This window comes from Candidatus Limnocylindrales bacterium, assembly GCA_035626395.1.
GTDB lineage: Bacteria > Desulfobacterota > Binatia > UBA1149 > CAITLU01 > DASPNH01.
In genome coordinates this window covers 110,765-136,289 of the sequence record DASPNR010000023.1, presented here as the reverse complement: position 1 = coordinate 136,289, position 25,525 = coordinate 110,765, and the positions used below count along the sequence as shown (strand labels likewise).

Annotated in this window: 12 protein-coding genes; 9 read left to right on the top strand and 3 right to left on the bottom strand. The window is 69.8% G+C overall.

Going from position 1 to position 25,525, the window contains the following annotated elements; all coding sequences use genetic code 11:
* Nucleotides 1-132: 132 nt before the first annotated feature.
* Nucleotides 133-2,889, bottom strand: a complete 2,757-nt coding sequence (locus tag VEC57_08325) for a hypothetical protein (protein HYB99131.1) — start codon at nt 2,887-2,889, stop codon at nt 133-135.
* Between the two features lie 329 nt (nt 2,890-3,218).
* Here VEC57_08325 and VEC57_08320 point away from each other — a divergent pair, with 329 nt between their 5' ends.
* The 3 genes from VEC57_08320 (at nt 3,219) to VEC57_08310 (ending at nt 5,991) form a co-directional block, all read left to right on the top strand.
* The gene (locus VEC57_08320; GenBank protein HYB99130.1) at nt 3,219-4,268 is read left to right on the top strand and encodes a class I SAM-dependent methyltransferase; all 1,050 of its coding nucleotides are present in this window, start codon (nt 3,219-3,221) and stop codon (nt 4,266-4,268) included.
* A gap of 89 nt (nt 4,269-4,357) precedes the next feature.
* A complete protein-coding gene (locus tag VEC57_08315; protein ID HYB99129.1) occupies nt 4,358-5,302 on the top strand; it encodes an alpha/beta hydrolase in 945 nt (314 codons plus the stop codon).
* 95 nt (nt 5,303-5,397) lie between these two features.
* On the top strand, nt 5,398-5,991 hold the full coding sequence (locus VEC57_08310) for a Mut7-C RNAse domain-containing protein (GenBank protein ID HYB99128.1): 594 nt from the start codon (nt 5,398-5,400) through the stop codon (nt 5,989-5,991).
* A 63-nt stretch (nt 5,992-6,054) separates the two neighbouring features.
* Here VEC57_08310 and VEC57_08305 read toward each other — a convergent pair whose 3' ends face one another.
* Complete coding sequence (locus VEC57_08305; GenBank protein ID HYB99127.1) at nt 6,055-6,750, bottom strand: SOS response-associated peptidase; 696 nt, start codon at nt 6,748-6,750, stop codon at nt 6,055-6,057.
* A gap of 16 nt (nt 6,751-6,766) precedes the next feature.
* The gene (locus tag VEC57_08300) at nt 6,767-8,368 is read right to left on the bottom strand and encodes a Rieske 2Fe-2S domain-containing protein (protein ID HYB99126.1); all 1,602 of its coding nucleotides are present in this window, start codon (nt 8,366-8,368) and stop codon (nt 6,767-6,769) included.
* Between the two features lie 132 nt (nt 8,369-8,500).
* Here VEC57_08300 and VEC57_08295 point away from each other — a divergent pair, with 132 nt between their 5' ends.
* From VEC57_08295 to VEC57_08270, 6 genes are all read left to right on the top strand, one after another.
* Nucleotides 8,501-10,774 (top strand): hypothetical protein, encoded by a 2,274-nt coding sequence (locus VEC57_08295; GenBank protein ID HYB99125.1) that lies wholly within the window; start codon nt 8,501-8,503, stop codon nt 10,772-10,774.
* A 327-nt stretch (nt 10,775-11,101) separates the two neighbouring features.
* Nucleotides 11,102-13,540, top strand: coding sequence for a DUF4215 domain-containing protein (locus VEC57_08290; protein ID HYB99124.1), 2,439 nt, complete (start codon nt 11,102-11,104; stop codon nt 13,538-13,540).
* A 7-nt stretch (nt 13,541-13,547) separates the two neighbouring features.
* Nucleotides 13,548-17,408, top strand: a complete 3,861-nt coding sequence (locus tag VEC57_08285) for a hypothetical protein (GenBank protein HYB99123.1) — start codon at nt 13,548-13,550, stop codon at nt 17,406-17,408.
* A gap of 222 nt (nt 17,409-17,630) precedes the next feature.
* Nucleotides 17,631-19,244 carry an acyl-CoA synthetase gene (locus VEC57_08280; GenBank protein ID HYB99122.1) on the top strand — a complete coding sequence of 538 codons (1,614 nt, stop codon included), beginning with the start codon at nt 17,631-17,633 and terminating at the stop codon, nt 19,242-19,244.
* Between the two features lie 41 nt (nt 19,245-19,285).
* Nucleotides 19,286-21,124: an autotransporter assembly complex family protein gene (locus VEC57_08275; protein ID HYB99121.1), complete on the top strand. Its 1,839-nt coding sequence runs from the start codon at nt 19,286-19,288 to the stop codon at nt 21,122-21,124.
* Nucleotides 21,125-21,129: 5 nt separating this feature from the next.
* Nucleotides 21,130-25,524 carry a translocation/assembly module TamB domain-containing protein gene (locus tag VEC57_08270; protein HYB99120.1) on the top strand — a complete coding sequence of 1,465 codons (4,395 nt, stop codon included), beginning with the start codon at nt 21,130-21,132 and terminating at the stop codon, nt 25,522-25,524.
* Nucleotide 25,525 lies beyond the last annotated feature (1 nt).

The following is a 25,525-nucleotide window of genomic DNA, read 5'->3' as shown; positions in this document are numbered from 1 at the left end:
TTTTCGAGGTGGAACGCGCGAAATATTGCGTTGCGCGACTGAAGACGACTTCAATCACGCCGCGGGCGGAGCACCGGCTCAGCAGATGTCAGGGTGCCACGCGTGCAGCATGCGTCGCATGGACAGCGTCCGCTACGGCCCCTGCACCACGCACTGGCATCCGCCGCCGACGTCCTGGCAGACCGCACCGACCGCGCAGCCGCCGGCACAGATCGGCGCCGTCGCTTCGGCGCACGAGGGCAGCACGCCGAGGCATCCGCAGAAGCCGCCGACGTTCGTGCAGACCTGGCCGACGTCGCACAGACCGCCGCACACCGGCACCGACGCCGCTTCGCACGTGGGCACGCCGACCGAGCCGCAAGCGCACTCGTTGCCCACCTGCGAGCACAGTTCGCCGGTGGGACAGAAGCCGGCGCAGGTCGGTGTCGCGGCATCGCCACACTGCGGCAGCGTCGTCGGCCGGCACGCGCACGTGCCGCCGTTGTCGACGCAGATCTGGCCGCCTGCGCAGATGCCGCCGCAGATCGGAGAGGCCGTCTGCTCGCACGACGGCAGCGGTTCCCCGGCGCATTGGCAGAGGCCACCGGTGTCGGTACAGACCTGGCCCGCCGGGCACAGGCCGCCGCACACCGGTGCGGCGGCATCTTCGCAGCTCGGAAGCGGCAGCGTCGTCGTGGTCGCCACGGCCTGACAGTTGGCGCCGTTCGGGAACTGATAGACCAGCGACGGGTCGCTCTGGCAGCGGACGTCCATGTCGAAGTCCAGGTCGAGCACGCCGGGGCCGGGAAGGCCCGCGCCGATGTTGGCCGCCGGGTTGGCGGTCGGCGTGACGCAGAAGATCGTCGAGCTCTGTGGATTGTAGACGTCCGGATGGCCGCTGGAGACGATCGGATCGGGCACGCATCGGGCCAGCTCGAACAGCATGCACGCGCCGGCGGAGCGCGCCTGGCAGTCGACGTCGTTCTGGCACGGGATGAAGCCGCGGCCATCGGGATGCACCGCGCCGTCGCAGTAGGTCACGACCGGACCGATCGTGCAGAAGCCGTCGGCGCCGCACTGGAAGCCGTCGCAGGTGTTGGGCTGAACGCCGGCGCCGCCGCCGGCCGTGCAGACGCCGGCCCCGGCAGCCTCGCAATCGGCATTGTTCGAACAACCCAGCGAGCCGTTTCCCGTGCAGACGCGGCAGGGGCACAGCGCGCCCTGCGGCGTGTCGCACGGCAGCTGCGCGGTCAGGCTCAGCGGCCCGGTCGCCAGATCGAACTTGATGAGCAGCCCCGCGCCGCTGATGTTGGTTGCCGCCGACGGCAGGCAGTCGTTGCTGGTGGGGCCGAACGTGGCGTGGTCGCCGTTGACGTCGCATGAGGCGTTGCTGCTCGAGCAGGTGCCGTTGCGCATCCCGTCGTTGGCGACGTCGTCGCCATCGCAGGTCGGGCACGGTGCGAACGAATCGGCTCCGAGGTGCGCGATGGCCGCCACCGAAATCGTATCGTAACGCTCACCCGTTCGAAGGTTCATCGTGCCGGTGTAGTCCTCGCGGATGCGGATCGCCACGCACACCGGAATGCCGCCCGAGGAGATCGCCAGCGGCGAGCCGAAGTAGCAGCGGCACGTCGGGTCGAGCGTCCCGCAGCTGTCGGGATCGGAGCCGTTCAGGACCGTGCACGTCTGCTGCGGATCGGAGGTGCAGCGGCAGTTGGAGGTGGACGCGCCGGGCTCGACGTTGAAGGAGATCTGGCAGTTCTCGCAGTTTTCGTCGCAGTCGACGTCGATGGTGTCGCCGGCACCGTCGGGGAAATCCATGACGTTGGCGCCGCCCGACCAGCCCGCCGTCAACTGGGTGACGGTGGGCGGATCCGAATACCGCGAGTTGACCGAGCGGTGGATCGTCGCCGGCGCGCACGCGCCCGAGCCCGACACCTTGCACGCGCAGCCGTTGCCGGTGGCATAGCATTCCTGGCCGGAGGGACAGCTGCCGTTGCACGCGGGCGCGGTCTCGCCGCAGCCGGAGCCGGGCAGCGTCGTCGTGGTCTCGCCGAGCGTGGTCGTGGGCCCGATCATCGTGGTGGTCGTGCTCGCCGCGCCGTCCAGGCCATAGGCGTTGCGGATGAGCGCCGATCCGTTGTCATCGGCGCTGGCGGCCACGCAGCTCTGCAGCTCGGCCGTCTCGTCGCCGCAGGCGCCGATCTCCGAAAGCGTGGCGGTCGAACAGTGCGCGGCAATCTTGTCTTCGAGCTGGTCCGCCGCTTCGGCGATGCGGTCGCGCGGATCCGCGTCGTCGCAGACGTATTCGGCGTCGCCGCCGCCCTGGTCGCTGTCGTTCTGGCAGGAGCGCCGTTCGTTCATGATGCGCAGCAGCAGTCGCGAGGAGAACTTGCCCGCCATGCGCTGGCACTGGAGCTCGTCGCCTTCCAGCGTCTGCGCAGGACTGCCCATCGAATCCGAGGACCAGTCCTCGATGCCCGCATCGATGAGAGCGGCAAGGCACACGGCGGCTTCGCTGAAGTCGTCGATGCCGTCGCTGGCGCCGCCATCGTCGACATGCTGGGCGGGCGCCGGGCACGAAGGATACTGCGCCAGCACGGCGGTGTAGCTGCCGCACGCCTTGACGACGGCGGCTCGCATCTTCTCGCGGCTGTCCTCGAGCTTGTTGCCGAGATCGGCGGCGTCGACGTCGTTGCAGTCGACGGCGATCATGACCGTGCCCGAGCTGCGCTTCTTGTGACACGACTGGGCGATGCGCGTGGCCACCTTGGCGTAGCTCGCGGAGGACTTGGCGATGGCATCGCGGCAGAGGGTATGGGACGCGGGAAGGGCAGCGGCCGGAGCCGCCGCGAACGTCACGGCAACACCCAGGGCGGCTGCGAAAGCGGTGGCTGGCAATGTGGTCATTGGACACATCCCCCTGGAAGCGAGCTTGGTAAGGCAGCGATGGGAAGGATGCATCGCAGACCGCGACAGTTCGCCGTCCTTACGCTCCGACTAGAACCACTTGGGACACTGAACATGTCTGTCAGCAATACGGTGGCAGTGGGAAATGCCGGAATCTGCGGTGGTATTGATCGATCGGTCATTGCTGGCCGCGGCTGCCCGCCGCCATTGCCGGCTCACCTGTCGGAGTGGCGTCCCTGCGCATCAGCCCGCGAACGCGAGCGACGGCCGCTCGCGACCAGCCTTGCGGGCAACACATCGGATTGGAGACGCGTGCTAACTTCTGCGCGATGAACGCCGGAAACATGCACCCCTCGCGAGGACTTGCGCAGACAGCCGAGGAAGCGTTGCACGTGTGGCGCCACCGTGGGCTGGCCGTCGGCACGGGGCTCGGCTACGCGCTCTGGCGCCGGCTCCTGCAGCCGGGGGCCGCGACGCTGCAGGCGGCCACGGCCCGCATTCTCGCTGCGCGTTTCGAGCAGCTGCTGCAGAAGGATCTCGCCAATGCTCGCGCTGGCTACTACCCGCGCCGGCTTCTCCATCAGTTCCCGGCCTTCGAATACCTGCGGTGCATGCCGGAGGCGCTGCTCGAGCTGCCGCGCGTCCTGCTGCGCAGCTATCTCGGCCGCTACGACGATCTTCCCGCGCAGGCGCGGCCGGAAACGTACCCGCGCTACTACCGGCGCACGTTCCACTGGCAGAGCGATGGCTGGCTCAGCGAGCGCTCGGCGCGAATCTACGATGCATCGGTCGAATTCCTGTTTGGCGGCACCGCCGACGTCATGCGACGCATGGCCATTCCGCCGGTCGTCGATGCCGTCCGCGCCCGCAGGCGCCCGCGCATCCTCGACGTCGCGTGCGGCACCGGCCGTTTTCTCGGCCAGCTCGGCCAGGCGCTGCCGCAGGCGCGTCTGTACGGACTGGACATGAGCCCGTTCTACATCCGCCACGCGCGCCGCATGCTCGATCCGCAGCTGGACGTGACGCTGACGGCCGAAGACGCGGCACGCATGCCATGGGCGGACGGCTTCTTCGATGCCGTGGCCAGCCTCTATCTCTTCCATGAGCTGCCGGCGCGCGTGCGGCGCGACGTCGCGCGCGAAATCGCGCGCGTCCTGCGCCCGGGCGGTACGCTGGTGGTCTGCGACTCGGCCCAGCTCAGCGACAGCGCCGAGCTGGCAGATGCGCTCTACGCATTCCCGAACGGCTACCACGAGCCCTACTACAAGGGCTACCTGCGCGACGATCTCGCCGCGATGCTGAACGAGTGCGGCTTCGAGGTGATCGAGTCGGCGCCGCACCTGGTCTCGAAGGTGGTCACGGCGCGCAAGCCGGCCTGATCGCTCGACCGTCGCCGCCCTCGTCGCAGCCGGCATCGCGGTTGCCGTGCACGTTTGCGCAACGGGCAAGGCGCGAGCACAACACGCGCATGAAAAGAGTCGTCTTTCTGGCGGTCTTTTTCGTGCTGCTTTCGGCGGCGGCGCTCGGGATCTCCGGTTGGCTTTACCGTCCCGATCTGACCATTCCGCCGGGTTTCGAGGGGCGTCACGTGACCGTTGCAAGCGTGCCGCTGCGAGTGCTCGAACATGGCGAAGGGCCCGACGTGCTCCTCATCCACGGCTCGCCCGGCTGTCTCGAAGACTGGGCGCCGGTCGTCCGGCGACTGCTCGGCGAGGCGCACATCGTCGCCTACGACCGGCCGGGCAACTGCTTCAGCGGCGAGACGGGCGACTACTCGCTGATCCACAACGCGGATCTGGCGCTGGAGCTGATCGAGACGCTGGAACTGAAGGACGTCGTCGTGGCCGGTCATTCCTATGGCGGCTCGACGGCGCTGGCGATGGCGGTGCGCAAGCCGCCGTCGGTGCGCGGGTATGTGATCGTCGACAGCGCCACGTACGAGCCGTCGCGCGAGCCGACGGCGTTGCTCCGCGTGCTGGCGCTGCCCGGGCTCGGCACCGGCCTTGCGCGCCTCCTCGGCGCCGATGCGATGCGCGACCCCATCACCGCGGGCATTGCCCAGCAGTTCGGCGAGCGCCCGCCGCCCCCGGGGTTCGTCGACCTGCGCCTGCGCGCGTGGTCGACCCCGAAGGTCACCACGAGCATCGCCAACGAGACGATGGGGTCCCGCGAGTATCTGGCTGCGCAGAGCCCGCAGTATCCGACGATCCGCCAGCCGGTGCGGATACTGGCGCAGGCAGATTCGGCGTTTCGTCGCGACGCCGCCGAGAGGCTGCATCGCGACGTGCCGGGCTCGACGCTGCGGCTGGTGCCGCAGGCCGGCCACTACCTGCAGGTCGAAAAGCCCGAGGCGGTCGTCGAGGAGATTCGCGCGCTGCTTCCGAATACGCGCACCGGCGCCGGCGGCGCCTGACGACACGCGCGCGCGGCCGCGTGGAAAGAACGGGCACGCGGCGGGGCCAGCAGTGCGGGCTCGCCTGTCCGTCCCGCCGGCTGCATCATCGCAGCATGGCCGTGCGCTGCCCCGGCTGCGGGCTCGAGTACGACGCCGGGCTGTTCCAGTTCGGACGCACGATCGACTGCACCTGCGGCGCGCGTGCAGGCCTGGACGCGCAGATGCCGCACATTGCCAGCGGCTCGCCTCCGCGCTTCCTTGCCGATGCCATGCTGGTGGGGCTTGCGCGGTGGCTTCGGATGCTCGGCTACGACACCGCGTGCGACCCCAACGCCGGCGATGCCGCGCTCGCCCGCCGCTGCTACGACGAAGGCCGCATCCTGCTGACGCGCGATCGCCGGCTGCCGTCGCAGTGGCGGCTGCCGCAGGTCCTCCTCGTCGAGGCGGACAAGCCGCTCGCGCAGGTGGAGGAGGTTGCCGCGCGGTTCGGCCTTCGTCTGGGAGCGGCAGTGTTCACTCGATGCAGTCGCTGCAACGTGCGACTGGAGCCCGTGCCCGCAGCCTCCGCTGGCGCCGATCTGCCGCCCGGCGCGCCGACCGGCGAGCCCATGCATCGATGTCCCGAATGCCGCCGCTACTATTGGGAGGGATCGCACGTCGAGCGCATGCGCCGCGAGCTCATGCGGCGGGTGGCACGCGAGGACTGAGGCACGGACGGGCAGCCGCACGGCTGAGCGCGCAGGGATGAGGAGCCGGCAGCCTGCGGCGGCTCAGCGGTTGAACAGCGGAAGCTCGCCGGTGTCGGCGCGCGCGATGTTGCGCTCGTCGTCGTTGCGCACGTCGCCCACGCACGAATCGACGGGATACATGACCAGCTGCTGGTCGTCGGCCGGCGCCAGCAGCGGCGCGACGGCTTCGGGGTCGGTGACGGCCGGATCGAGCCACAGCGCGTAATCCTGCGGTCGCAGCAGCACCGGCATGCGGTCGTGGATGCCTTCGACCAGGGTGTTCGCCGACGTCGTCAGGAGGCAGCACGTCTCCAGGCGCTGGCCGTCCCTGGACTTCCACCGCTCCCACAGCGCCGCGATGGCCAGCGGCGAGTTGTCGCGCGCGTGGAAGTAGTAGGGCTGCCTGGCGCGGCCCTGCTTCTTCCATTCGTAGAAACCGTCGGCGGGCACGATCGCGCGCCGCTGCCGCAGCGCCTCGCGAAACCCCGGCTTCTGCGCCGCGGTCTCGCAGCGCGCGTTGATCATCTGCTGCCCGATCGCCGCGTCCTTGGCCCAGTACGGGACCAGGCCCCACCTCAGCGTGCGCAGCCGCCGCTCGCCATCCTCGACGCGGATGACGACGACGTCCTGGGTGGGAGCGATGTTGTACTGCGGACGCAGCGAGAGCTCGTCGAGCACGGCACCGAAATGGCGCGCCAGCGCTTCACCGGGCGTGTGAAGGACGAAACGGCCGCACATGTCGACGGTGCCGCCGTCAGACCTTGGCCGCGGCGACCGCTTCCCTGGCCTCGTCCTCCGACAGCTTGCGCACCAGGATGCGGCCTTCGGCGTTGGCGCAGCTGCCATCCTTCAAGGAGAAGCGCCAGTGATGACCCGGGCAGATCACGTGCCCGTTCTCGACGTCGGCCTCCGACAGGTCGGAGCCGCCGTGCGGGCAGTATCGCTGCACCTCGTAGACGCAGCCCTCGGCGGCCAGGCGGAACGTCTCGTTGGAGCGGTCGGCCGTCTCGGCCTTCTGGATCGCCTGCAGCGCGCGCGAGTCGCTCATCTTGAAGAGCGTGAACAGGTGCTGGTTGTAGCGGTCGGGATCGCGGTGCGCCTGGAAGCGCAGGGACAGGAACGCATCCTCCCACGACATCTCGTCCGACAGCACCTGCCCGATGAGCTTCGAGCTCATGTCGAACGTGTAGTGGCAGTGCTCGCCGTCGTACTCGTAGACCAGCTCGGGCTTGGGCTGGGTCCGGAAGTCCACGATCCAGTCGCCGCCTTCGGGCCCGTCGACGCGGAAGCGCAGGCGGATGTCGATGTTCTCGACGAAGTACGGGTGCCCCTTGAGGAAGGGCAGGAAGTGGCGGCGGAAGCGCTCGAACAGCCCGGGCGCCGGATCGGGAATCGCGGCCAGCACGTCGGCGACGATCCTCTCCTTCTCGGCCCGATGCTTCTCGTAGTAGGCGACGCGGTCGCGCTCGTAGTCGAAGTCGATGTAGGCGGGCGTGGGCCGGACCGTGAACTCGTCGGCGGCGCCGCGCTCGCGGATCTCGAGCACGTCCCCCGGCTTCAGCGTCAGCGTGGCTATGCTGGAGTGCTCGTGTCGCAGCAGCTTCTCGGAGACGGGCGCGGTCGGGAACATGCTGTCGGGCCCGACGAAATGCTCGGCCAGCGCCGGATCGAAGAAGATCGGCGGACCTGCAAACGGGATGGCCAGGCGCGGTTGAATCGCCTTCGCCGAGGTGAGGAAGGACTGGATCGCCGACTCCCGGCGCGCAGCGCGCAGCTCGCGCTTCTTGGGCTCATCGTAGGTGGTGTAGACGAGAGGATACCAGATAGCCGGCGAGGCCTGCGCGAGCATGACGTCGATGCCCATCGCGCGGATGTCGGCCACGGGCAGCGCGAGGTTGCAGTCGTTGAGATTGAAGATCTTGTAGCCGTCGGCCTCGATCAACGCGCAGGAATCGAACCAGTGCGGCGGACAGTGGAATGTCGGCGTGTCGACCTTGATAATCAGGCCGGGCGCGATCTCGTAGCTTTCGAAGTTGTCGAGCTCGATGATGTTCGTGAAACCGCTCTTGCGCAGCTTGGAGAGGAACCGCTTCTTGAACGTGCGTCCGGTGATGATCGGCACGCCGCGGTCGATGGCCTCCATGAACTCGGGGTCGTAGTGGTCGAGGTGCTCGTGCGAGAGGTAGACGGCCGCCGGCGAATGCAGCGCAGACAGGTCGTCGTGCGGATAGTGAGGGTAGGGGAACCAGCTTGCGTTGTAGGCTCCCTTCTTCGACATCCAGGGATCGCACAGCAGAAGCTGGGCCCCATGGCGGATGGCAAGGCCGCTGTGGCCGAGAAACTCGATGCTCGTCATTCGGTTCGCAAGGCTCCGACAGATGTTGGAAGAGGACGGCGGTGTGTCCCGGTTCCTGAGCGGCCTAGTAGCTCACAAGACCACGCGGGCATCAACCGGCAAATCTCGTCGCGGCCAGAGGCGAGAACGTTCATGAGGGCGGGCGGACCCCATCGAGGCCCCCGGCTTCGTCGGCGGGCGCTGCTCGCGACCATCCGGCGCGGAGGCATCGCGCTGTGCGCGGCCGTGGTCGCGCAGACGGCGGTGCCTCCGTGCGGACCCGGCCACGCCGAGGCTGCCACCGTCACGCGCGACGTCTGCGTCCATGACGCCGCGCGCGTCGATCTGGCGCCGGACGCCATCGTGATCGGCTGCCGCGTGCGCGACTGCTGCAGCCGTTGTGCGGCCGACGCGGACATCGACGTTCGCATCGACCTCGAAGGCGATGCTTTCGCGCGAGTGACCATGCGCATCGAAGCCGCGGGCGAGCGCGCCGGATCCATGCGCATCGAAGGTCCCGCTGCCGGCTCGCCGCCCGCTGCCGTCGAGATCGGGGCCGGTACGACGTGGCTTCGCGGCGCTTCCCGGCTCTCCGACGAGCGGCCGCCGCGGCTGCGTCTGGCAATGCACGTCGACGCTCGCGAGCTGCGCCTTGCGGCCGCAGCCGCGGCGGCGCCGGCGGCGTCCGCGGCGGAGAAGCCGCATTCCGCGGGGCCGATGGCGGAGGCCGCGGCGGCACCGGCGCCTTCCGCGGCGGCGTCGCAGGAGCCCGCGCCGGCGACGAAGCCCGCCGCGCCTCCGGCACCGGCAACCAGGCCTACCCCGGAGGCGCACGAAGAGGGCGAGCCGCAATGGGAAGGGCAGGCCGCTCGTCCTCCCGGTTTCACGATCCCCGCGCGGCTGCGGCTGACCGTCACGCAGATGGCGGGCGAGGTCACGCTGGCACGCGACCGCTACGAGCTTCGCCTGCAGCCGTGCCCGGTGCAGAGGCCGCGCACCGACCGCATCCTCCTCGCCGGCAACGACGGTGACGACGAGGCGGTGGTGCTGCTGCACGGCCGGCGTGACGACGGCTGCACCGGCGGCGAGCTGTGGCGCTCCAGGGACGCGATCTACGCAGGCAATCTCCTCGCCGCCGACGGCTGTCCCTCCGAGATCGCCGTGCTTTCGCACGACGACGCGGTGGTCCTGCAGAACATCGGTCCGCTGCCGGCGACGAGCGCAGGCGGTTCGCGCCGCGACGAGGGCGCAGGCCGCCGAGCCGGGCCCACCCCCGTTGCGATGTCGGTGGCGCCGCCGACATCGCCGTCGGTCAGCATCGCCGAGACCGGCTGGACGAGCGCCGTCGGCGAGCGGCTCGAGCTGCGGCTCGACGGACCGCCGGTGCCGCTGCCGCTCCGTATCGCCATTGCGGCTGAAGAGCCCGAACGAACCGACGTCGCCCGCCGCGTGCACCTGGAGCTCGCCGTCGCCGACATGCTCCTGAATCAGAGCGGCTGCGGACTGACGACCCTGGCCGACGCGCGCGTCGTCGAGCTGCCGATCGACGAGAGCACTGCGTCATCGTGGAAGGAGGCCGCGGTCGCGGCCAGCGGCGGCGATTGCGCGGCGCTCGCGCAGGCGATGACCGAGGCAGGGCTGAGCGGGACTGGCGTCGTCGTCATCCTCTATCTGCCGCGGTGGCCTGCCGGCGCCGTCGCCTGCACGGCCGAGGCCGTGGTGGTGGTGGGAGCGGCGGCCCAGCCCGAATCGCTGGCGCATGGGCTCGGACATCTGCTCGGCCTCGAGCACGCGCCGGCGCTGCCAGCGCACAATCTCATGCAGGCGCACGTCGCGTTCCGCCGCGCGCTGACGGAAGGCCAATGCTTCCGCGCATCTCTGGGGCCGCGCTCGGTCGTCAATCGCTGGAAGCTGCGCGCCGGTCCTATCCGATCCTGCGACCAGCCGACCTCGCGCGCTTGCCCGTCCATCGGCTGGACGGACCTGCTGCGGTCGGGCCTTCCTGCGCAGGAGGACTTGGATGATGCCGATGTCGTGCTGTCGTGGCTGGAGTGCGAGGACTGCTCCTCCGAGCTGGAGCGCATGATTCAGAATGAGACAGGCGTCATTCCCATGCTTGCCGCCAGCCTGCGTGATGGGCCTGCGCCGGCGCGGCGCGATGCGTTACGCCATCATCTGGCCGGGCTATTCCTGCGGCTGCAGTCGTACGCCGCAACGCACGCCGCCGCCCGCACCGAGCAGCCGCTGCAGTCTCTCTTCGAGACTTATCTAAACGCCTTCGACCTCCTGGTCCGGGCGCGCGCTGCCCAGGCCCTTGGCGCAATGGAGGCTCCCGCGGCGCGCGACGCGCTGTCGAAAGGCGTCGTCGACCAGAGAGCAGAAGACGAAGATGCAGCCCCGTGGAGGCGCCTCTTTCGCCGTCGTTGACGCAAGTCCTGTCTCCCCCATGCGCCCGTGGTCGACGCGTAAGTAAAGATTGTGCCGTCATTTCCGTTGACGTAGCGGCGGGCCTCTTGTTAGTTCTCTGCCCCATTGAGGCCTTTGGGGGGCCTTGACCCTGTAAGCCCTTGTTAAGGACTTCGATGGCGCGCCCGTCGGGCGCCAGCGTAGGCGATCGTTTTGCCTGCGGTTCGTCATTGCCGGGGTGGGAGACATTGCGCAGCGAGGGGCACAATGAAGAAGGATAGTTTGCACGCTTGTCGTCGGCAGCGGTCGCTGGCGTCGGTTGCGGCTCTGACACTGACGAGCGCGGTTGTGCTGCTGGCCACACCAGCCGGCGCGCTCACGACGACGGAGATCCAGTGTCGCGACATCTTGGGTCGAGGCGCGCGCGTTGCCGCCGTCGGCATCATGCGCGCACGCACGGCGTGCGTTCATCAGAAAATCCTTGGCTCGATCGACGTGGGAACCGACTGTCAGGCCGACACCACCGCGATGGGCGGCAGCGGAACCGGCGATGCCGGCGTCGATCGACGCCTGGATCGTCATCTGCAGGTGCGCACGCGCATCGGACAGCGGCTGACGCAGATCTGCGACAGCCTCAATGTCGATCTCGACGTCGATCCAGCCGACGTCCTCGATCCATCGACGACGTGCGGCTCGCTCACGGAGTGGACCGAGGTCGGTGAATGCGTGGCCGATCTGGGAAAGGCTGCCGCCGATTCGATCAGCGAGATCCTGGACCTGCAGCCGCCGGCGATTCCCGTCAGCGGCGAGGAAGAGCTGTGTCACAGCGTCGCTGCACACCGCGCCCGCAGCACCGTCTTCGAGCTGATGCTGTGGCGCTCCAAGTGCTACGAGCGCGACGATCTGATCCAGGACGGCGGCGGCTTCTACAACTGCGACGCCAACATCACGCCGCCGGGCAACTTCGAATCGACGCTTCTGCTGCGCGCCGACAAGCGCCTGCAGGTTCCCATCGAGAACCTCGGCGTCGCGCTGCGCGGACCGTGCGACGTCAACCTCTACAATCTCGGCTTCGACGTCACCACGCCCGATCACTCCGGCGGCGGTTTCGTCGACCGCGTCACTCTGGACGACGTTTACGACTCGCTCAACGACCGCATCGCCGAGTCCATCTACACGGTGATGGGCCAGATCTATCCGACCGACGGCTACTGCGGCGACGGCACGGTCAACGGCAGCGAAGCCTGCGACGACGGCAACAACGAGAGCAACGACGGCTGCGATCGTGACTGTTCCACGGCCTCCTGCGGCAATGGCTCCATCGACGGCGGCAGCCCGCTCGACCTGCTCGGCGAGGAGTGCGACGACGGCAACAACGCCGCCGAGGACGGCTGCTCGCCGACCTGCATCGTCGAGGTGTGCGGCAACGGCGAGATCAACCTGGGCTGGGGCGAGATCTGCGACGATGCCGGCGAGTCCCCGGCATGCGACGACAACTGCACGCCCTCGCAGTGCGGCGACAACACGCTGAACAATGCCGCCGGCGAACAGTGCGACACCGGACCGGCGAACGACTCGAACACGCCCGACGCCTGCGGCGACGGCACCGGGCCCAGCCTGCGCGGCGCCTGCCAGCTTCCGTTCTGCGGCGACGCGGTCACCGACAGCGGCGAGATCTGCGACGACGCCGGCGAGAGCATTCCGTGCGATCTCAACTGCACCGCGGCCTCGTGCGGCGATGGCGACCTCAATGCCACGCGCGGCGAGACGTGCGACGATGGCAACGCCGCCGATGACGACGGCTGCCCCAGCAGCAACGCCGCCGGCAACCTCGGCAGCACCGGCCACTGCATCACGGCCACCTGCGGCGACGGCTTCACCTGCACCGACGAATTCACCTGCGCGACCGGTCCGCTGGGCGGGCCCGAAGACTGCGACGACTCGGGCGAGTCGGCCACGTGCGACACCGACTGCAGCACCGCGAACTGCGGCGACGGACAGCTGAACACGCAGAACGTGACGGCGCCGGCTCGCGCCACGGGTGAGGCCTGCGACGACGGCGATCTGGTCGACGGCGACGGCTGCGACGGCAACTGCACGCCCACGGGCTGCGGCAACGCCGTCGTCACCGACGGGGAGTCCTGCGACGACGGCAACGTCACCAACGGCGACGGATGCGACGACGGCGTCACCGGCAACTGCACCGCCAGCGGCTGCGGCAACGGCATCGTCACCAACGCCGAGGCCTGCGACGGCAACGGCACGGGCGTCGGCGGCGAGACCAGCGCCTGCGACACCAACTGCACGGTTGCCTCGTGCGGCGACGGCGACCTCAACGCGACGCGCGGCGAGGACTGCGACGGCGCCGGAGAGACCGCCGGCTGCGACGCCAACTGCACGTTCCGCGTGTGCGGCGACGGCACGGTCAACGCCACGGCCGGCGAAACCTGCGACGACTCGGGCGAGTCCGCCACCTGCGACTCCAACTGCACCGCACGCGCCTGCGGCGACGGCACCACCAACCACACCGCCGGCGAGGAGTGCGACACGACGGTGGCCAGCGCGAGCTGCGACGCCAACTGCACGTTCGCGTTCTGCGGCGACGGCACGACCAACGCGGCGGCGGGCGAGGACTGCGACGATTCGGGGGAATCGGCCGCGTGCAATGCCGACTGCACCACATCGACGTGCGGCGACGACGTTCTGAACGCGACCGACGGCGAGCAGTGCGACGACGGCAACCTCGTCAACGGTGACGGTTGCAGCTCGACTTGCGTGGTCGAGTAGTGAGGGGATGACGACCATGCGTAACGATCACGTTTTCAAGACTACGAAGAGCGTCGCAGCGGCCCGTATGACGGCCGCCGCTCTGGCGGCGCTGACTGTGCTGGCCGATGCAGGCCCGGCCGACGCGCTGACGCCCGCACAGATCCGCTGTCGCGAGTCCGTCAGCGAGCTGGCGCGCGACGCGAGCTACACCACGCTGATGTTCCGGATGGGCTGCATCCGTCGCCGCGTGCACGATGGCCTTTCGCTGACCGTCGATTGCAGCGCCGACCCCGAAGAGCTCGGCGGCCCCGGCACCGGCGACCTGGAGACCGATCGGCGTCTGGCGCGTCTGGCCTTCCTTCGCGAGGAAGCCGGCGCGGTGCTGACCAACCAGTGCGACGCCGCCGACGAGGCGGATCCCGATGACATCGATCCGGCCGATCTCGGCCTCGAGGACCTGTGCGGCGGCTCCGCCGACTGGAACGCCGTCGGCGCGTGCGCCGTCGACACCGGCATCCGCGCGGTCGACCACATCATGGAGATGTTCGACCTGCAGATCGACGGCGCCGTTCCGGCCAGCCACGAGCGCTGCCTCGGCGACATCGCGCGCCAGATCAAGAAGACGGTTGGCGCCCTGGCCCGCATGCGCTCGTTCTGCTACTTCCGCGACGATGCGCTGGCCGACGGCGGCGGCGTGCTCGATTGCGGCGCCACGGTCATGCCTTTCGGGACCGTGGAGGCTGTCGGCGACGCGCGCGTCGACAAGCGCCTGGCGCAGCCCTTCCCGCGCCTGGACGATCAGCTCAAGCGCAAGTGCGACCTGCCCATCGAAGAGCTGGGCTTCGTCGGAACGGTTGCCGACGTGACCGGCGGCCGCTTCGCCGGACGCATCACGCTCGACGACGTCATCCACGGCCTCAACGACCAGATCCAGGAGGCGGTGCACGCGCTGTCGTTCGGCACCGACGGCACCGACGGCATCTTCCCCGTCGGCGACCGCGGCGGCTACTGCGGCGACGGCACGGCCCAGGCGGGCGAGGCCTGCGACGACGGCAACAACGTCTCGTGCGACGGCTGCGACCGTGACTGCACCGCCTCGAGCTGCGGCAACGGCGCCGTCTGCGGCGCCGACGGCGAGGAATGCGACGACGGCAACAACATCGCCGGCGACGGCTGCTCCGACACCTGTCTGTCGGAGCTGTGCCTGAACGGCATCAAGAACCCCGGCTACGACGAGGAGTGCGACGACGGCGTCGAGACCTTCACCTGCGACACCGACTGTTCCTGGGCGCTCTGCGGCGACGGCTACAACAACTCGGTCCGCGGCGAGGTCTGCGACACGGGCATCGGCGTGCCGACCAACACCGCCACCTGCGACAGCGACTGCACGGCACCCGCGTGTCTGGACGGCCACTTCAACCCGTTCAACACGAACGCGCCGGCACTGGGCTCGGGTGAAGAGTGCGACGGCGGCGGAGAGACCGTCGACTGTGACCTGAACTGCACGGTCGCGACCTGCGGCGACGGCGACGTCAACGCGACCCGCGGCGAGAACTGCGACGACGCCGACAACGATGCCAACGACGCGTGCGTCAGCTCCGACGGCGCGCCCGGCTCGCACTGCCGCCTCGCCTTCTGCGGCGACGGCTTCCTCTGCACCGACGGCACCTGCACCTCCGGTCCCACCGGCGGCACCGAGGTCTGCGACACCGGTCTCGGCGCCCCCGGCTCCGGCGAGTCGGCTGCGTGCGACGACGACTGCTCGGCGATCTCGTGCGGCGACGGCAACCACAACGCGGCTGCCGGCGAGGCCTGCGATGCCGGCCCGGCGCTGACGACCAACGCGCACCCGTGCACCGGCGGCTGCCGCGTCGCGGTCTGCGGCGACGGCCTGGCCTGCACGGCGGGCAGCTGCACCACCGGTCCTGCCGGCGGCTCCGAACAGTGCGACGACGGCAACGGCAACAACAAGGACATGTGCCGCAACAACTGCGCCGCGGCGGCCTGCGGCGACGGCGTCGTGTGCTCGTCGGCCGGCTGCACCACCGGCCCGGCCGGCGGCGTGGAGCAGTGCGACACCAGCGGCCAGACGGCAAGCTGCGACACCGACTGCTCGGTGGCGTTCTGCGGCGACAGCACGACCAACGCCGCCCGCAACGAGCAGTGCGACACCGGCGGCGATTCGGCCACCTGCGACAGCAACTGCACCACGGCGCAGTGCCGCGACGGCTACCGCAACGCGGCCGCCGGCGAGGCCTGCGACGACGGCAACAACACCACCACCGACCTGTGCACCAACGGCTGCGCGGTCGCGCGCTGCGGCGACTCGATCGTGTGCAGCCACGGCTCGTGCAACACCGCCGGCCTGGGCCCCGAGCAGTGCGACGGCGGCGGCGAGACGGTCTCCTGCGACAGCAACTGCACGACGGCGACCTGCGGCGACGGCACCGTCAATCTCACCGCCAACGAGGACTGCGACACCAGCGGCGAGAGCGCCAGCTGCGACAGCGATTGCAGCGCCGCCTTCTGCGGCGACGGCGACGAGAACGCATCGCGCGGCGAGACCTGCGACGACGGCGACGACAACAACAACGATCCGTGCCCCGATGACGTCACCAACGGCGGCACCTGCGACGACGCGACCTGCGGCGACGGCTTCCTGTGCAGCGACGGCAGCTGCAACACGGCCGGCGTGGGCGTCGAGACCTGCGACGACGGCGATGGCGACGTCAACGATCCGTGTCCTTCGGGCGGCTCGGGCAACTGCCTGGTGGCCACCTGCGGCGACGGCTTCGTCTGCAGCGGCGCGGGCTGCACCAGCGGACCCAGCGGCGGCGTCGAGCAGTGCGACGACGGAAGCGGCAACGGCAACGGCCCCGACGAGTGCCGCGACGGCAGCGGCATCGCGCCGGCCTGCTCCAATCCGTTCTGCGGCGACGGCATCGTCGACTCGGGCGAAGCCTGCGACGACGGTCTGTCCAACGGTGCCGGCGAAGGCTTCTGCATCTCGGACTGCTCGGCAGTGCAGACCTGCGGCAACGGCGTCGCCAACGGCACCGAGGCCTGCGACGACGGCGATCTGCAGCAGTGCGGCACCTGCAACACGACCTGCACCGGCGCCGGCATCGGAGCGGTGGTCTGCGGCGACGGCGTCACCTGCGGCGGCGCCTACGGCGAGACCTGCGACGACGGCGACGATCAGCAGTGCGGCGCCTGCAATGCCACGTGCAACGGCGCAGGCATCGGTGCGGTGGTCTGCGGCGACGGCGTGGTGTGCGGCGACGGCTACGGCGAGGAATGCGACGACAGCGGCGTGGATCCGGGCGACGGCTGCAGCGCGCTGTGCCTGGATGAGCGCATCGTCTTCCAGACCGCGGCGACGTTCACCTCGGGCACCGCGGGCGCGACGGGCTTCAACAGCCTGACCTCCGCTGATGCGCGCTGCCAGAGCGCGGCCAGCGCCGCCGGCCTGGTCGGCACGTACATGGCCTGGCTCAGCGACGCCACCAGCGGCCCCGCCAATCGCTTCACGGCTCAGGGCGCAGGCCCATACATGCTGGTCGACGGCACGTACGTCGCCGACAGCTGGGCGGATCTGACCGACGGCAGCATCGACAACGCCATCTCGCTCGACGAGAACGGCAACGCGGCTGGCGGTGGCAACAGCGCCTGCACGACCGTGTTCGGCGAGTCGGCGGTGTGGAGCAACACGGCGATCGACGGCACCTCGCTCGGTGCGGCCGGTGCCTGCGCGAACTGGACCAGCACCAGCGGTGCGTTGAGCGCCGAGTTCGGCGACGGCAGCGAGACCAACAACGGCTGGACCACCAGCTGCACCGGTTCGAGCTGCGCGAGCGCCGAGAACCTCTACTGCGTCCAGCAGTAGCGCTTCAGGGGGCTGGCGCCTGCCTCACGGTTTCTCCGTGAACGGGTGCCGGCCGCAAAGCTCTGGCGACCGCCTGACGGCGGCGCGAGACGAAAAGGAGGGCCGCCGGTGAAAGCCGGCGGCCTTCCGCATGTCTGGGCCGAAGCGGATTTGCGGGCATGCACGTTCAGGCGGCGCGACGGTGCCCGAGGGTCGGCGGGCTGCAGCGACTTGGAGGGACGCATGAGCTGGAACATCGGCGACATCTTCACCGGCGTCGGAGCGGCCATCGCCGAGCGGCCGGCGCTCATCCACTGCAGCGGCGGGCGCGACCGCACCGTCAGCTGGGGCGAGCTCGACCGGCGAAGCAACGCGCTCGCGCGTTCCTGGCTCGCTGCGGGCGCCGTCGCCGGCGACAAGGTCGCGATCTATTCCTACAACCGTCCCGAGTGGCTCGAAGCGCTGGTGGCGGCGCTCAAGGCGCGCCTGGTGCCGGTCAACGTCAACTACCGATATCGCGACGACGAGCTGCTCTATCTGCTCGACAACAGCGACGCGGCCGTGGTCGTGTTCGAGAGCGAGTTCGCCGAGAACATGGCACGGCTCGCGCCGCGGCTTCCCAAGTTGAAGTGCCTGCACCAGCTCGACGGAGTGTCGGTGGACGGGGCGCGTCTCTACGAAGCGGCGGCCAACGGCGACGCCGCCGCGCTCGACATCGAGCGCAGCCCCGATGACCTGCTCCTGCTCTACACCGGCGGCACCACCGGAATGCCCAAGGGCGTGATGTGGCGGCAGGAGGATCTGTTCCGCACGCTCGGCGCCGGGGGCGATCCGCTGACCGGGCAGGGGCGGCCGGGCGACATCGGCGAGCATCTTGCCAACGTCACCGCCGGCGCGCAGCGGCAGACGCTGCTGCCGGCATGCCCGCTCATGCATGGCACCGGGCTGTTCACCGCCATCAATGCGCTGCTGAACGGCGGCACCGTCGTCACGCTAGCGTCGCACAAGCTGGATGCGCACGCGCTGTGGTCGGCGGTGGAGCGGCACGGCGTCAACGCCATCGCCATTGTCGGAGACGTGTTCGCCCGGCCGATGGTGGCGGCGCTGCGCGAGAAGAAGTATGCGCTCGACACCCTGCGCCTGATCGTCTCTTCCGGCGTGATGTGGTCGCTGGAGGTCAAGCGCGAGCTGCTCGAGTTCCATCCGTACATGGTGCTGTTCGATTCGCTCGGCTCATCGGAGGCGACGGGTCTCGGCGCGTCGATCATGACGGCGGGCATGGAGGCGCAGACGGCGTCGTTCAAGGTCGGCGAGCGCGTCAAGGTGTTCACGGACGACGGCCGCGAGGTCGTCGCGGGCAGCGGCGAGCGCGGGCTCGTGGCGCGCACCGGCCCCATCCCCGTCGGCTACTACAAGGACCCGGTCAAGACCGAAGCGACCTTTCGCACCATCGACGGCGTTCGCTGGTCGATGCCGGGCGACTTCGCGACGGTCGAAGCCGACGGCACGCTTCGGCTGCTCGGACGCGGTTCGGTATGCATCAACACCGGCGGAGAGAAGGTCTTCCCCGAAGAGGTGGAGGAAGTGCTCAAGCGCCATGGCGATGTCGAAGACGCCGCCGTGGTCGGCCTGCCCGACGAGAAGTGGGGTCAGGCCATCGTGGCCCTGGTGGTGATGCGGCCGGGCCGCAGCGCCGACGAAGCGGCGCTGCGCGAGCACGTCCGCGGCCTGCTGGCGGGCTACAAGGTGCCCAAGCGCATCTTCGCCGTCGAGTCGCTCGGACGGTCGCCCTCCGGCAAGATGGACTACAAAGGCGTCACGACTCGAGCGCTGGAGCTTTCGCGCAGCCAGATGTGATCGGCGCGGGGCTGCGCGCCGATGCGCGCGCCATCGCGTCGATGCCGATCACGCCCACTCCTCGCCTTGCGTTCGTCCTGGCGCTGCTGATCGCCGCGTGGCCGGCGTCTGCGCGCGCTGCCAACGCCGTCGACTACGACCTGGACATCGCCGGCATCGGCGGGCAGCTCGAGGAAAGGCTGCTGGCGGTTTCCGAGCTCGAGCAGAAGCAGGACGATCCGCCCTCCTCCATGCAGGGCCTGCGCCGCCGCGCGCAGGCGGATCAGGACACGTTCCGCCGCGTGCTACGCTCGCGCGGCTTCTATGACGGGTCGGTCGAGTGGCAGATCGACGAGAATGCCGATCCGGTCAAGGTCGTTTTCACGGTCGAGCGCGGCCCGCGCTACAAGCTGGTGCGCTTCGAGATCGCGGGGCTGCCGCAGAAGGCCTCGAAGCTCGGCACGCCCGAAGGCCTGGCCACGCTCGGCGTGACGCTGGGAGATCCCGCGCTGGCCGACGTCGTCCTGGAAGCGGAGCGGCGCCTGCTGCTCGAGCTGACGCGGCAGTCGCACCCGTTCGTCGTCGTCGCCGATCGCAACGTCGCCGTCGACCATGCAACGCGCACGATGGAGGTGCGGCTGCACGTGGACGCGGGGCCCGAGGCACGATTCGGTGACGTCGAGGTGACGGGCCTTCAGCAGGTCGAGCACGACTATGTCCTGCGGCGGCTCGCATTCGCCAAAGGAGCGCGTTTCGAGCCCGAGCCGCTCGAGGAGACGCGCAAGGCGCTGCTCGAGAGCGGCGTCTTCAATTCCGTGGTCATCACCTGGGGCCGGCGTGAAGACATCGCAGCCGACGGCACCGTGCCGGTGAGGATCACGGTGGCCGAGGCCAAGGTGCACAGCGTCGGCGCCGGCGTGAAGTACTCTTCGTCGGAAGGTTTCGGCGGCCGCGCATTCTGGGAGCACCGCAACTTCTTCGGTGATGCCGAGCGGCTGCGCTTCGAACTGGAGGCCTCCGAGCTGCTGTACGAAGGCGAGCTGTCGTTTCGCAAGCCCGACTTCCTCTCGCCCAACCAGGATCTGCTTCTCGACCTCAAGCTGGACAACGACGACACGCCTGCGTTCGATCGCTACGCCTTGATCCTGTCGGGAGGCCTCGAGCGCCGGTTCGGCAAGCGCCTGACCCTTTCCGGCGGTCTGTATTTCGAGCAGTCGGTGGTCAGCGGCGCCGACCAGGACAACGACCGCTTCACGCTGTTCGGCATCCCGCTCGGCCTTCGCTACGACGGCAGCGACAACCTGCTCAATCCGGGCAAGGGCCATCGCACGGCCATCAGCCTGACGCCCTACATCAGCGCGTTCGGCAGCAGCGTCCAGATGCTGGTGGCGCGGGGCACCGAGAGCTTCTACGTGCCGCTGACCAGGAGCCGCCGCTTCGTGTGGGCCACGCGCCTGACGCTCGGCACCATCGTCGGCGCCGACCGCAGCCAGATCCCCGACGACAAGCGCTTCTACGGCGGCGGCGGGGACTCGGTGCGCGGCTACGATTATCAGAAGGTCGGGCCGTTGCTGTGCGAGCGGCAGATCCCCACGCCCGGGGTCCAGTGCAGCCCGCGCAATCGCAACCATCCCATCGGCGGCCGCTCCATCCTCCAGGCCGGCACCGAGCTTCGCATGCAGGTGACCGACACGTTCGGAATCGTCCCGTTCGTCGAAGGTGCCGGCGTCTACGAGCCGAGCTATCCCGACTTCGGCGAGGACGTGCAGTGGGGCGCGGGGCTGGGCTTCCGCTATTTCACCGTTGCCGGGCCGATCCGGCTCGACGTGGCATTCCCGATCAACCCTCGCAAGGTGGACGACATCTTCGAGATCTACATCAGCCTCGGGCAGGCTTTCTGAGGACGATGCGGCGCCGGATCGTACGCGTCACGCGCTCTGCGGTGCTGCTGGCCGTGCTGGTGGCGGTGATGGCCGGCGTGCTGGCTGCGGCTCTGGTGTTCTCGCTGCGCTACTCGTTCATCCAGCAGCACGTGGGCCATCTGGTCACGCGCTTTGCGAAGAAAGCCGGCGTCTTCTTCGTGCGCGCCGAGAACGTCACCGGCAATCTCCCCTGGCAGCTCCACGTCGACCGCGTCGAGGTCGGCGACAAGGACGACGTCTACATCACCATCGAGGACGCCGAAGTCTCCTGGCATCCCCTCGAGGTATGGCAGCCCGGCGACGACGTGCCCTATCGCATCGTCGTCGACCACGTGCGCGCCCGTCGCGTGGTGTGGACGCGGCTGCCCGAGACCATCGACGAGCCCGACGACAAGCCGTTCCGCTGGGACCGCTTCCCGCGGATTCTCGTCGAGAAGCTCGAGGTCGAGCAGTTCGAGGTGGGGCCGGACCTGCTCGGCGGCCATCGCGCCGTGATGAAGGCGCACGGCCGGGGCGTGCTGGGCGAGTGGGAGCAGGGACGGCTGGACCTGACGCTCCAGCGCATCGACGGACGTCGCGGCAGCGCGCGCATCGACCTGTTCACGTCGGGCAGCCCCATCGAGCTGCGCGGAAACGTCGTTGCCAGCGAAGAGGAGGGCGGCGCGCTCGCGCACCTTGCGCGCCTGCCGCAGGCCGGCGCCGTCGAACTCGAGGTCGAAGCGTCCGGCGCCATGCGCGACTGGCGTGCGCGCGCCGACGTCGTCGCGACGGCGATCGGAAAGCTGGGGCTGGATGCGCGCATCGCCTTCGGTCCCAGCGGTGCCTTCGACGGCGTCGCCCAGCTCGAGGCGGTCGAGGACATCCGCAGGCGTGCGCTGCTGCCGCCGGGCGGTCCGGTGTCGATTGCCGCTCGAGGCGCGTGGATTCCCGATCAGGCGCTGAGGCTGGACGATGTCGATGTGGTCGCCGACGGGCGCACGCTCGGTGCGCACGGCAAGCTCGATCTGTCCACGAACAGCTTCGTCGTGGATGCGGTGCTCGGCCATGAGGATCCGGGCGCGACCGTCGTCCTGCGCGGCATCGACGTGGCGTCGGCACGCGGCCACGCCGAGGGCCGCCTCGGCGATGCAGGCGAGCTGCGCGCCGAGCTCGACGTCTCGGGCGCGGCTTCGGGCCCTGCGGCCGCCGCGAGCCTGCGCGCAAGGCTGCTGGCGCGCGATCCGGCCGGCGAAGGCGCGGCTTCCTTCGAGCTGACGGTGGACGGCGAAGGACTGACGGTTGCCGAGCGCACGGCACCGCTGCTCGGAGCCGGCGCGCGCGCCACCGCTGCAGGCACGGTCGACCTCGACGCCGGCGCCGTCTCCGCGTCCGATTTCGTGCTGGCCGGTGAGGCGCTGCGCATCGAAGGTCCGATCGACGTCGCCGACGACTGGGGCAGCGTGCGCGGGTCGCTGGTGGCCCGCAGCGCCGATCTGTCCTCGCTCGAGCGGCTGACCGATACGCCCATGCAAGGCGCCGCCTCGCTGACCGCGAAGCTCAGCGTGCACGAGAGCGGCGCGGTGCAGGCCGACATCGCCGGCAGCGCCGAGCAGCTGCGCGTCGACGACGAAGGCTGGAATGCGCTGCTCGGCCCGCGCCTGACGCTGGAAGGACGAGCCGCCGGCAATCTGTCGGGGCCGTTGCAGGCCAGCGCCGATGTTCGCGCCGAAGGCGTCACGGCCAGCGCAACGGCGAGCATGGCCGAGCACGGCGGCGAGCTGCGTGCGGATCTGTCGGCGGTGATCGACAATCTGGCGCGCCTTTCCGATCCCAAGGTCGCCTCGGTCGCCGGGCGAGTGGTGGTGGACGCCAGAGCGAGCGGAGCGCTCGAAGACTTCACGCTCGATGCGAGCGCGCGCGGCGAACGCATTGTCTTCGAAGGCGTGCGCCTGGACGAGCTGACGGTCGATGCGCGCGGCAGCGGCCTGCCCGATCGCATCGCCGGCTCGCTCGACGTGCATGCGCGCTACGGCGAGCTGGAGACGCGCCTGCGCGGCGACGCCGCCATGCCGTCCGCCGATCGTCTGGTGCTCTCGCAGGTTTCGATGACGGGCCCCTCGACGAGCGCGAGCATCGATCTCGACATCGACCTGGCCAGGGACGTCGTCAGCGGCCGCATCGTCGGCAGCAGCGCAGAGCTCGCGCTGTGGCGTCCCTTCCTCGGGCGCGGCCTGGGCGGATCGCTGGCCGTCGATCTGACGCTGGCCGGCGCGGGGACGGGTGCGGCCGCCGCGCAGCTGGTCAGCGGGTCCGTGCACGCGCAGAACGTCGCGATCGCCATCGACGGCGAGGAGGCGCTGGCGCGAGCCATCGATCTGACGGCCGAAGGCGTCGAGATCGGCCCGGCGCCGAAGGGAAGCCTTGCCGCCACCGTGGCCGACGGCCGCTTCGGCAGCACGGTGCTCACGCAGGCATCGATCACGGCAACCGGAGACGGGCGGGCGTGGGATGTGAGCCTTGCGGCCAGGGGCAGCGCGGCGGGCGAGCTGTCCGTCGACGCCGCCGCCACCATTCGCGGCAGCGATGGCCGTTACGAGGCGCTCGTGTCGCGGCTCGACGCGCACGTTGCCGATCAGCCGCTTCAGCTGACCGCGCCGGTGGCGGTGGAGTGGAGCGCCGACACGTTGCGGCTGCCGCCGGCCGCGCTGCGGGTGGGCGAGCAGGGCCGGCTGCTGGCATCGCTGTCTCGCACGCCTGCCGACGTCACCGGCGATGCGGATCTCCACGACGTGCCCCTGGCGATCGCATCGGCGTTCGTCGACGGCCTCGATCTCGACGGCACGCTCAGCGGATCGCTCGACGTGCGCGGCAAGACGTGGGACAGCGCCCTTGCCGAGGCGCACCTCGAAGGCCGCCAGATCGGATCGGGAGCGCTGCAGACGCGCGGCGTCGCTCCGGTCAACGCACGCGTCGATGGCCGCTTCGCCGGCGGTCGTCTGACGGCGAAGGCCTCACTGATCGGGCTGAGCGACACGACGTTCGACGTGGCGCTGGATGCACCGCTGACCGAGGCCGCAGCCGCCGGCGAGGCGGTGGAGGTGGCGCTGCGCTGGCACGGCGACATCGCCGAGGCCGCTTCCCTGCTGCCGCTCGGCGAGGACGTGCTGCGCGGCCGCATCGACGCCGATCTCACCGTCGGCGGCACCACGCGTTCGCCGCAGGTGCACGGCACGGCAACGATGAGCGGCGCCAGCTACGAGAACGGCGCCAGCGGTCTGGTGCTGCGCGACATCGAAGTCAGCCTGATCGGGCAGGGGCCGAGCCTGCTGATGCCGCAGATGACGGCGAGCGACGGCGACGACGGCAGAGTCACCGCCAGCGGTCGCCTCGATTTCGGCGAGCTGCCGGCTTTCGCGCTGACGGCCGATCTCACTGCGACCGACGCGATGCTGACGCGGCTCGACCTGATCACGACCGAGGCGGACGCGACCATCGCGGTTCGCGCCAGCCGTGCCTCCGCCGATGCCGATGTCGGCGGCAGCATCAGCGGCGACGTCAAGGTGAAGGAAGCGCGCGTGCGCATTCCGAACGAGTTCGTCGAAGACGTGCCCGAGCTGGCCGTGGTCGAGATCCATGGCGCCGCCACCGGCGAGGCGGCCGAAGAAGAGCAGACCGAAGCCATCATCGATCTGGCGCTGGCCATCGACGTCGTCGCCGACAACCGCATCTTCGTCGAGGGGCGCGCGCTGGACTCGGAATGGAAGGCCGATCTGGACATCCGGGGCACAACGGGCGAGCCGATCGTCGAGGGTGTGGTCGAGTCCGTGCGCGGCCAGCTCGAGCTGCTCGGCCGACGCTTTTCCTTCCGCGAAGGCACGCTGCGCTTCGACGGCAATCCGCAGAACGTGCCGTACCTGAACATGACGGCCGAGGCCGAGGCGCATGACGTCACCGCCATCGTCGACATTCGCGGCAACGCCACCAGGCCGACCATCGAGCTGCGCTCGGAGCCGGCGTTGCCGCGCGACGAGGTCCTCTCGCGCGTGCTGTTCGGCGAGAGCGCCGGCGATCTGACGCCCATGCAGAGCGTGCAGCTGGCGCGCTCGGTCGCCGAGCTGACGGGCAGCCCGCTCGGCGGCGGCTCCGGCATTCTCGGCCGCGTCGGGCGCAGCCTCGGCCTGGACCGGCTCGGCCTGGAGACGGGCGATGCCGGCGGCGGCGCGCTCAGCGCCACCAAGTACCTGACCGACGACGTCTACCTGCGCTTCCAGCAGGGCCTGACGCCCGAGGACAGCAAGGCGGTGGTGGAGTGGGAGATCTTCAACAACGTGACGATCGAGAGCGACATCTCGCAGGATGCGGAAGGGGAGATCGGGCTGAACTGGAAGTGGGATTATTGAG

Bases quoted from the DNA above. Each gene is read 5' to 3' on its own strand.
- VEC57_08325 (HYB99131.1), bottom strand. From the start codon at position 2,889: ATGACCACATTGCCAGCCACCGCTTTCGCAGCCGCCCTGGGTGTTGCC.
- VEC57_08320 (HYB99130.1), top strand. From the start codon at position 3,219: ATGAACGCCGGAAACATGCACCCCTCGCGAGGACTTGCGCAGACAGCC.
- VEC57_08315 (HYB99129.1), top strand. From the start codon at position 4,358: ATGAAAAGAGTCGTCTTTCTGGCGGTCTTTTTCGTGCTGCTTTCGGCG.
- VEC57_08310 (HYB99128.1), top strand. From the start codon at position 5,398: ATGGCCGTGCGCTGCCCCGGCTGCGGGCTCGAGTACGACGCCGGGCTG.
- VEC57_08305 (HYB99127.1), bottom strand. From the start codon at position 6,750: ATGTGCGGCCGTTTCGTCCTTCACACGCCCGGTGAAGCGCTGGCGCGC.
- VEC57_08300 (HYB99126.1), bottom strand. From the start codon at position 8,368: ATGACGAGCATCGAGTTTCTCGGCCACAGCGGCCTTGCCATCCGCCAT.
- VEC57_08295 (HYB99125.1), top strand. From the start codon at position 8,501: ATGAGGGCGGGCGGACCCCATCGAGGCCCCCGGCTTCGTCGGCGGGCG.
- VEC57_08285 (HYB99123.1), top strand. From the start codon at position 13,548: ATGACGACCATGCGTAACGATCACGTTTTCAAGACTACGAAGAGCGTC.
- VEC57_08280 (HYB99122.1), top strand. From the start codon at position 17,631: ATGAGCTGGAACATCGGCGACATCTTCACCGGCGTCGGAGCGGCCATC.
- VEC57_08275 (HYB99121.1), top strand. From the start codon at position 19,286: ATGCCGATCACGCCCACTCCTCGCCTTGCGTTCGTCCTGGCGCTGCTG.
- VEC57_08270 (HYB99120.1), top strand. From the start codon at position 21,130: ATGCGGCGCCGGATCGTACGCGTCACGCGCTCTGCGGTGCTGCTGGCC.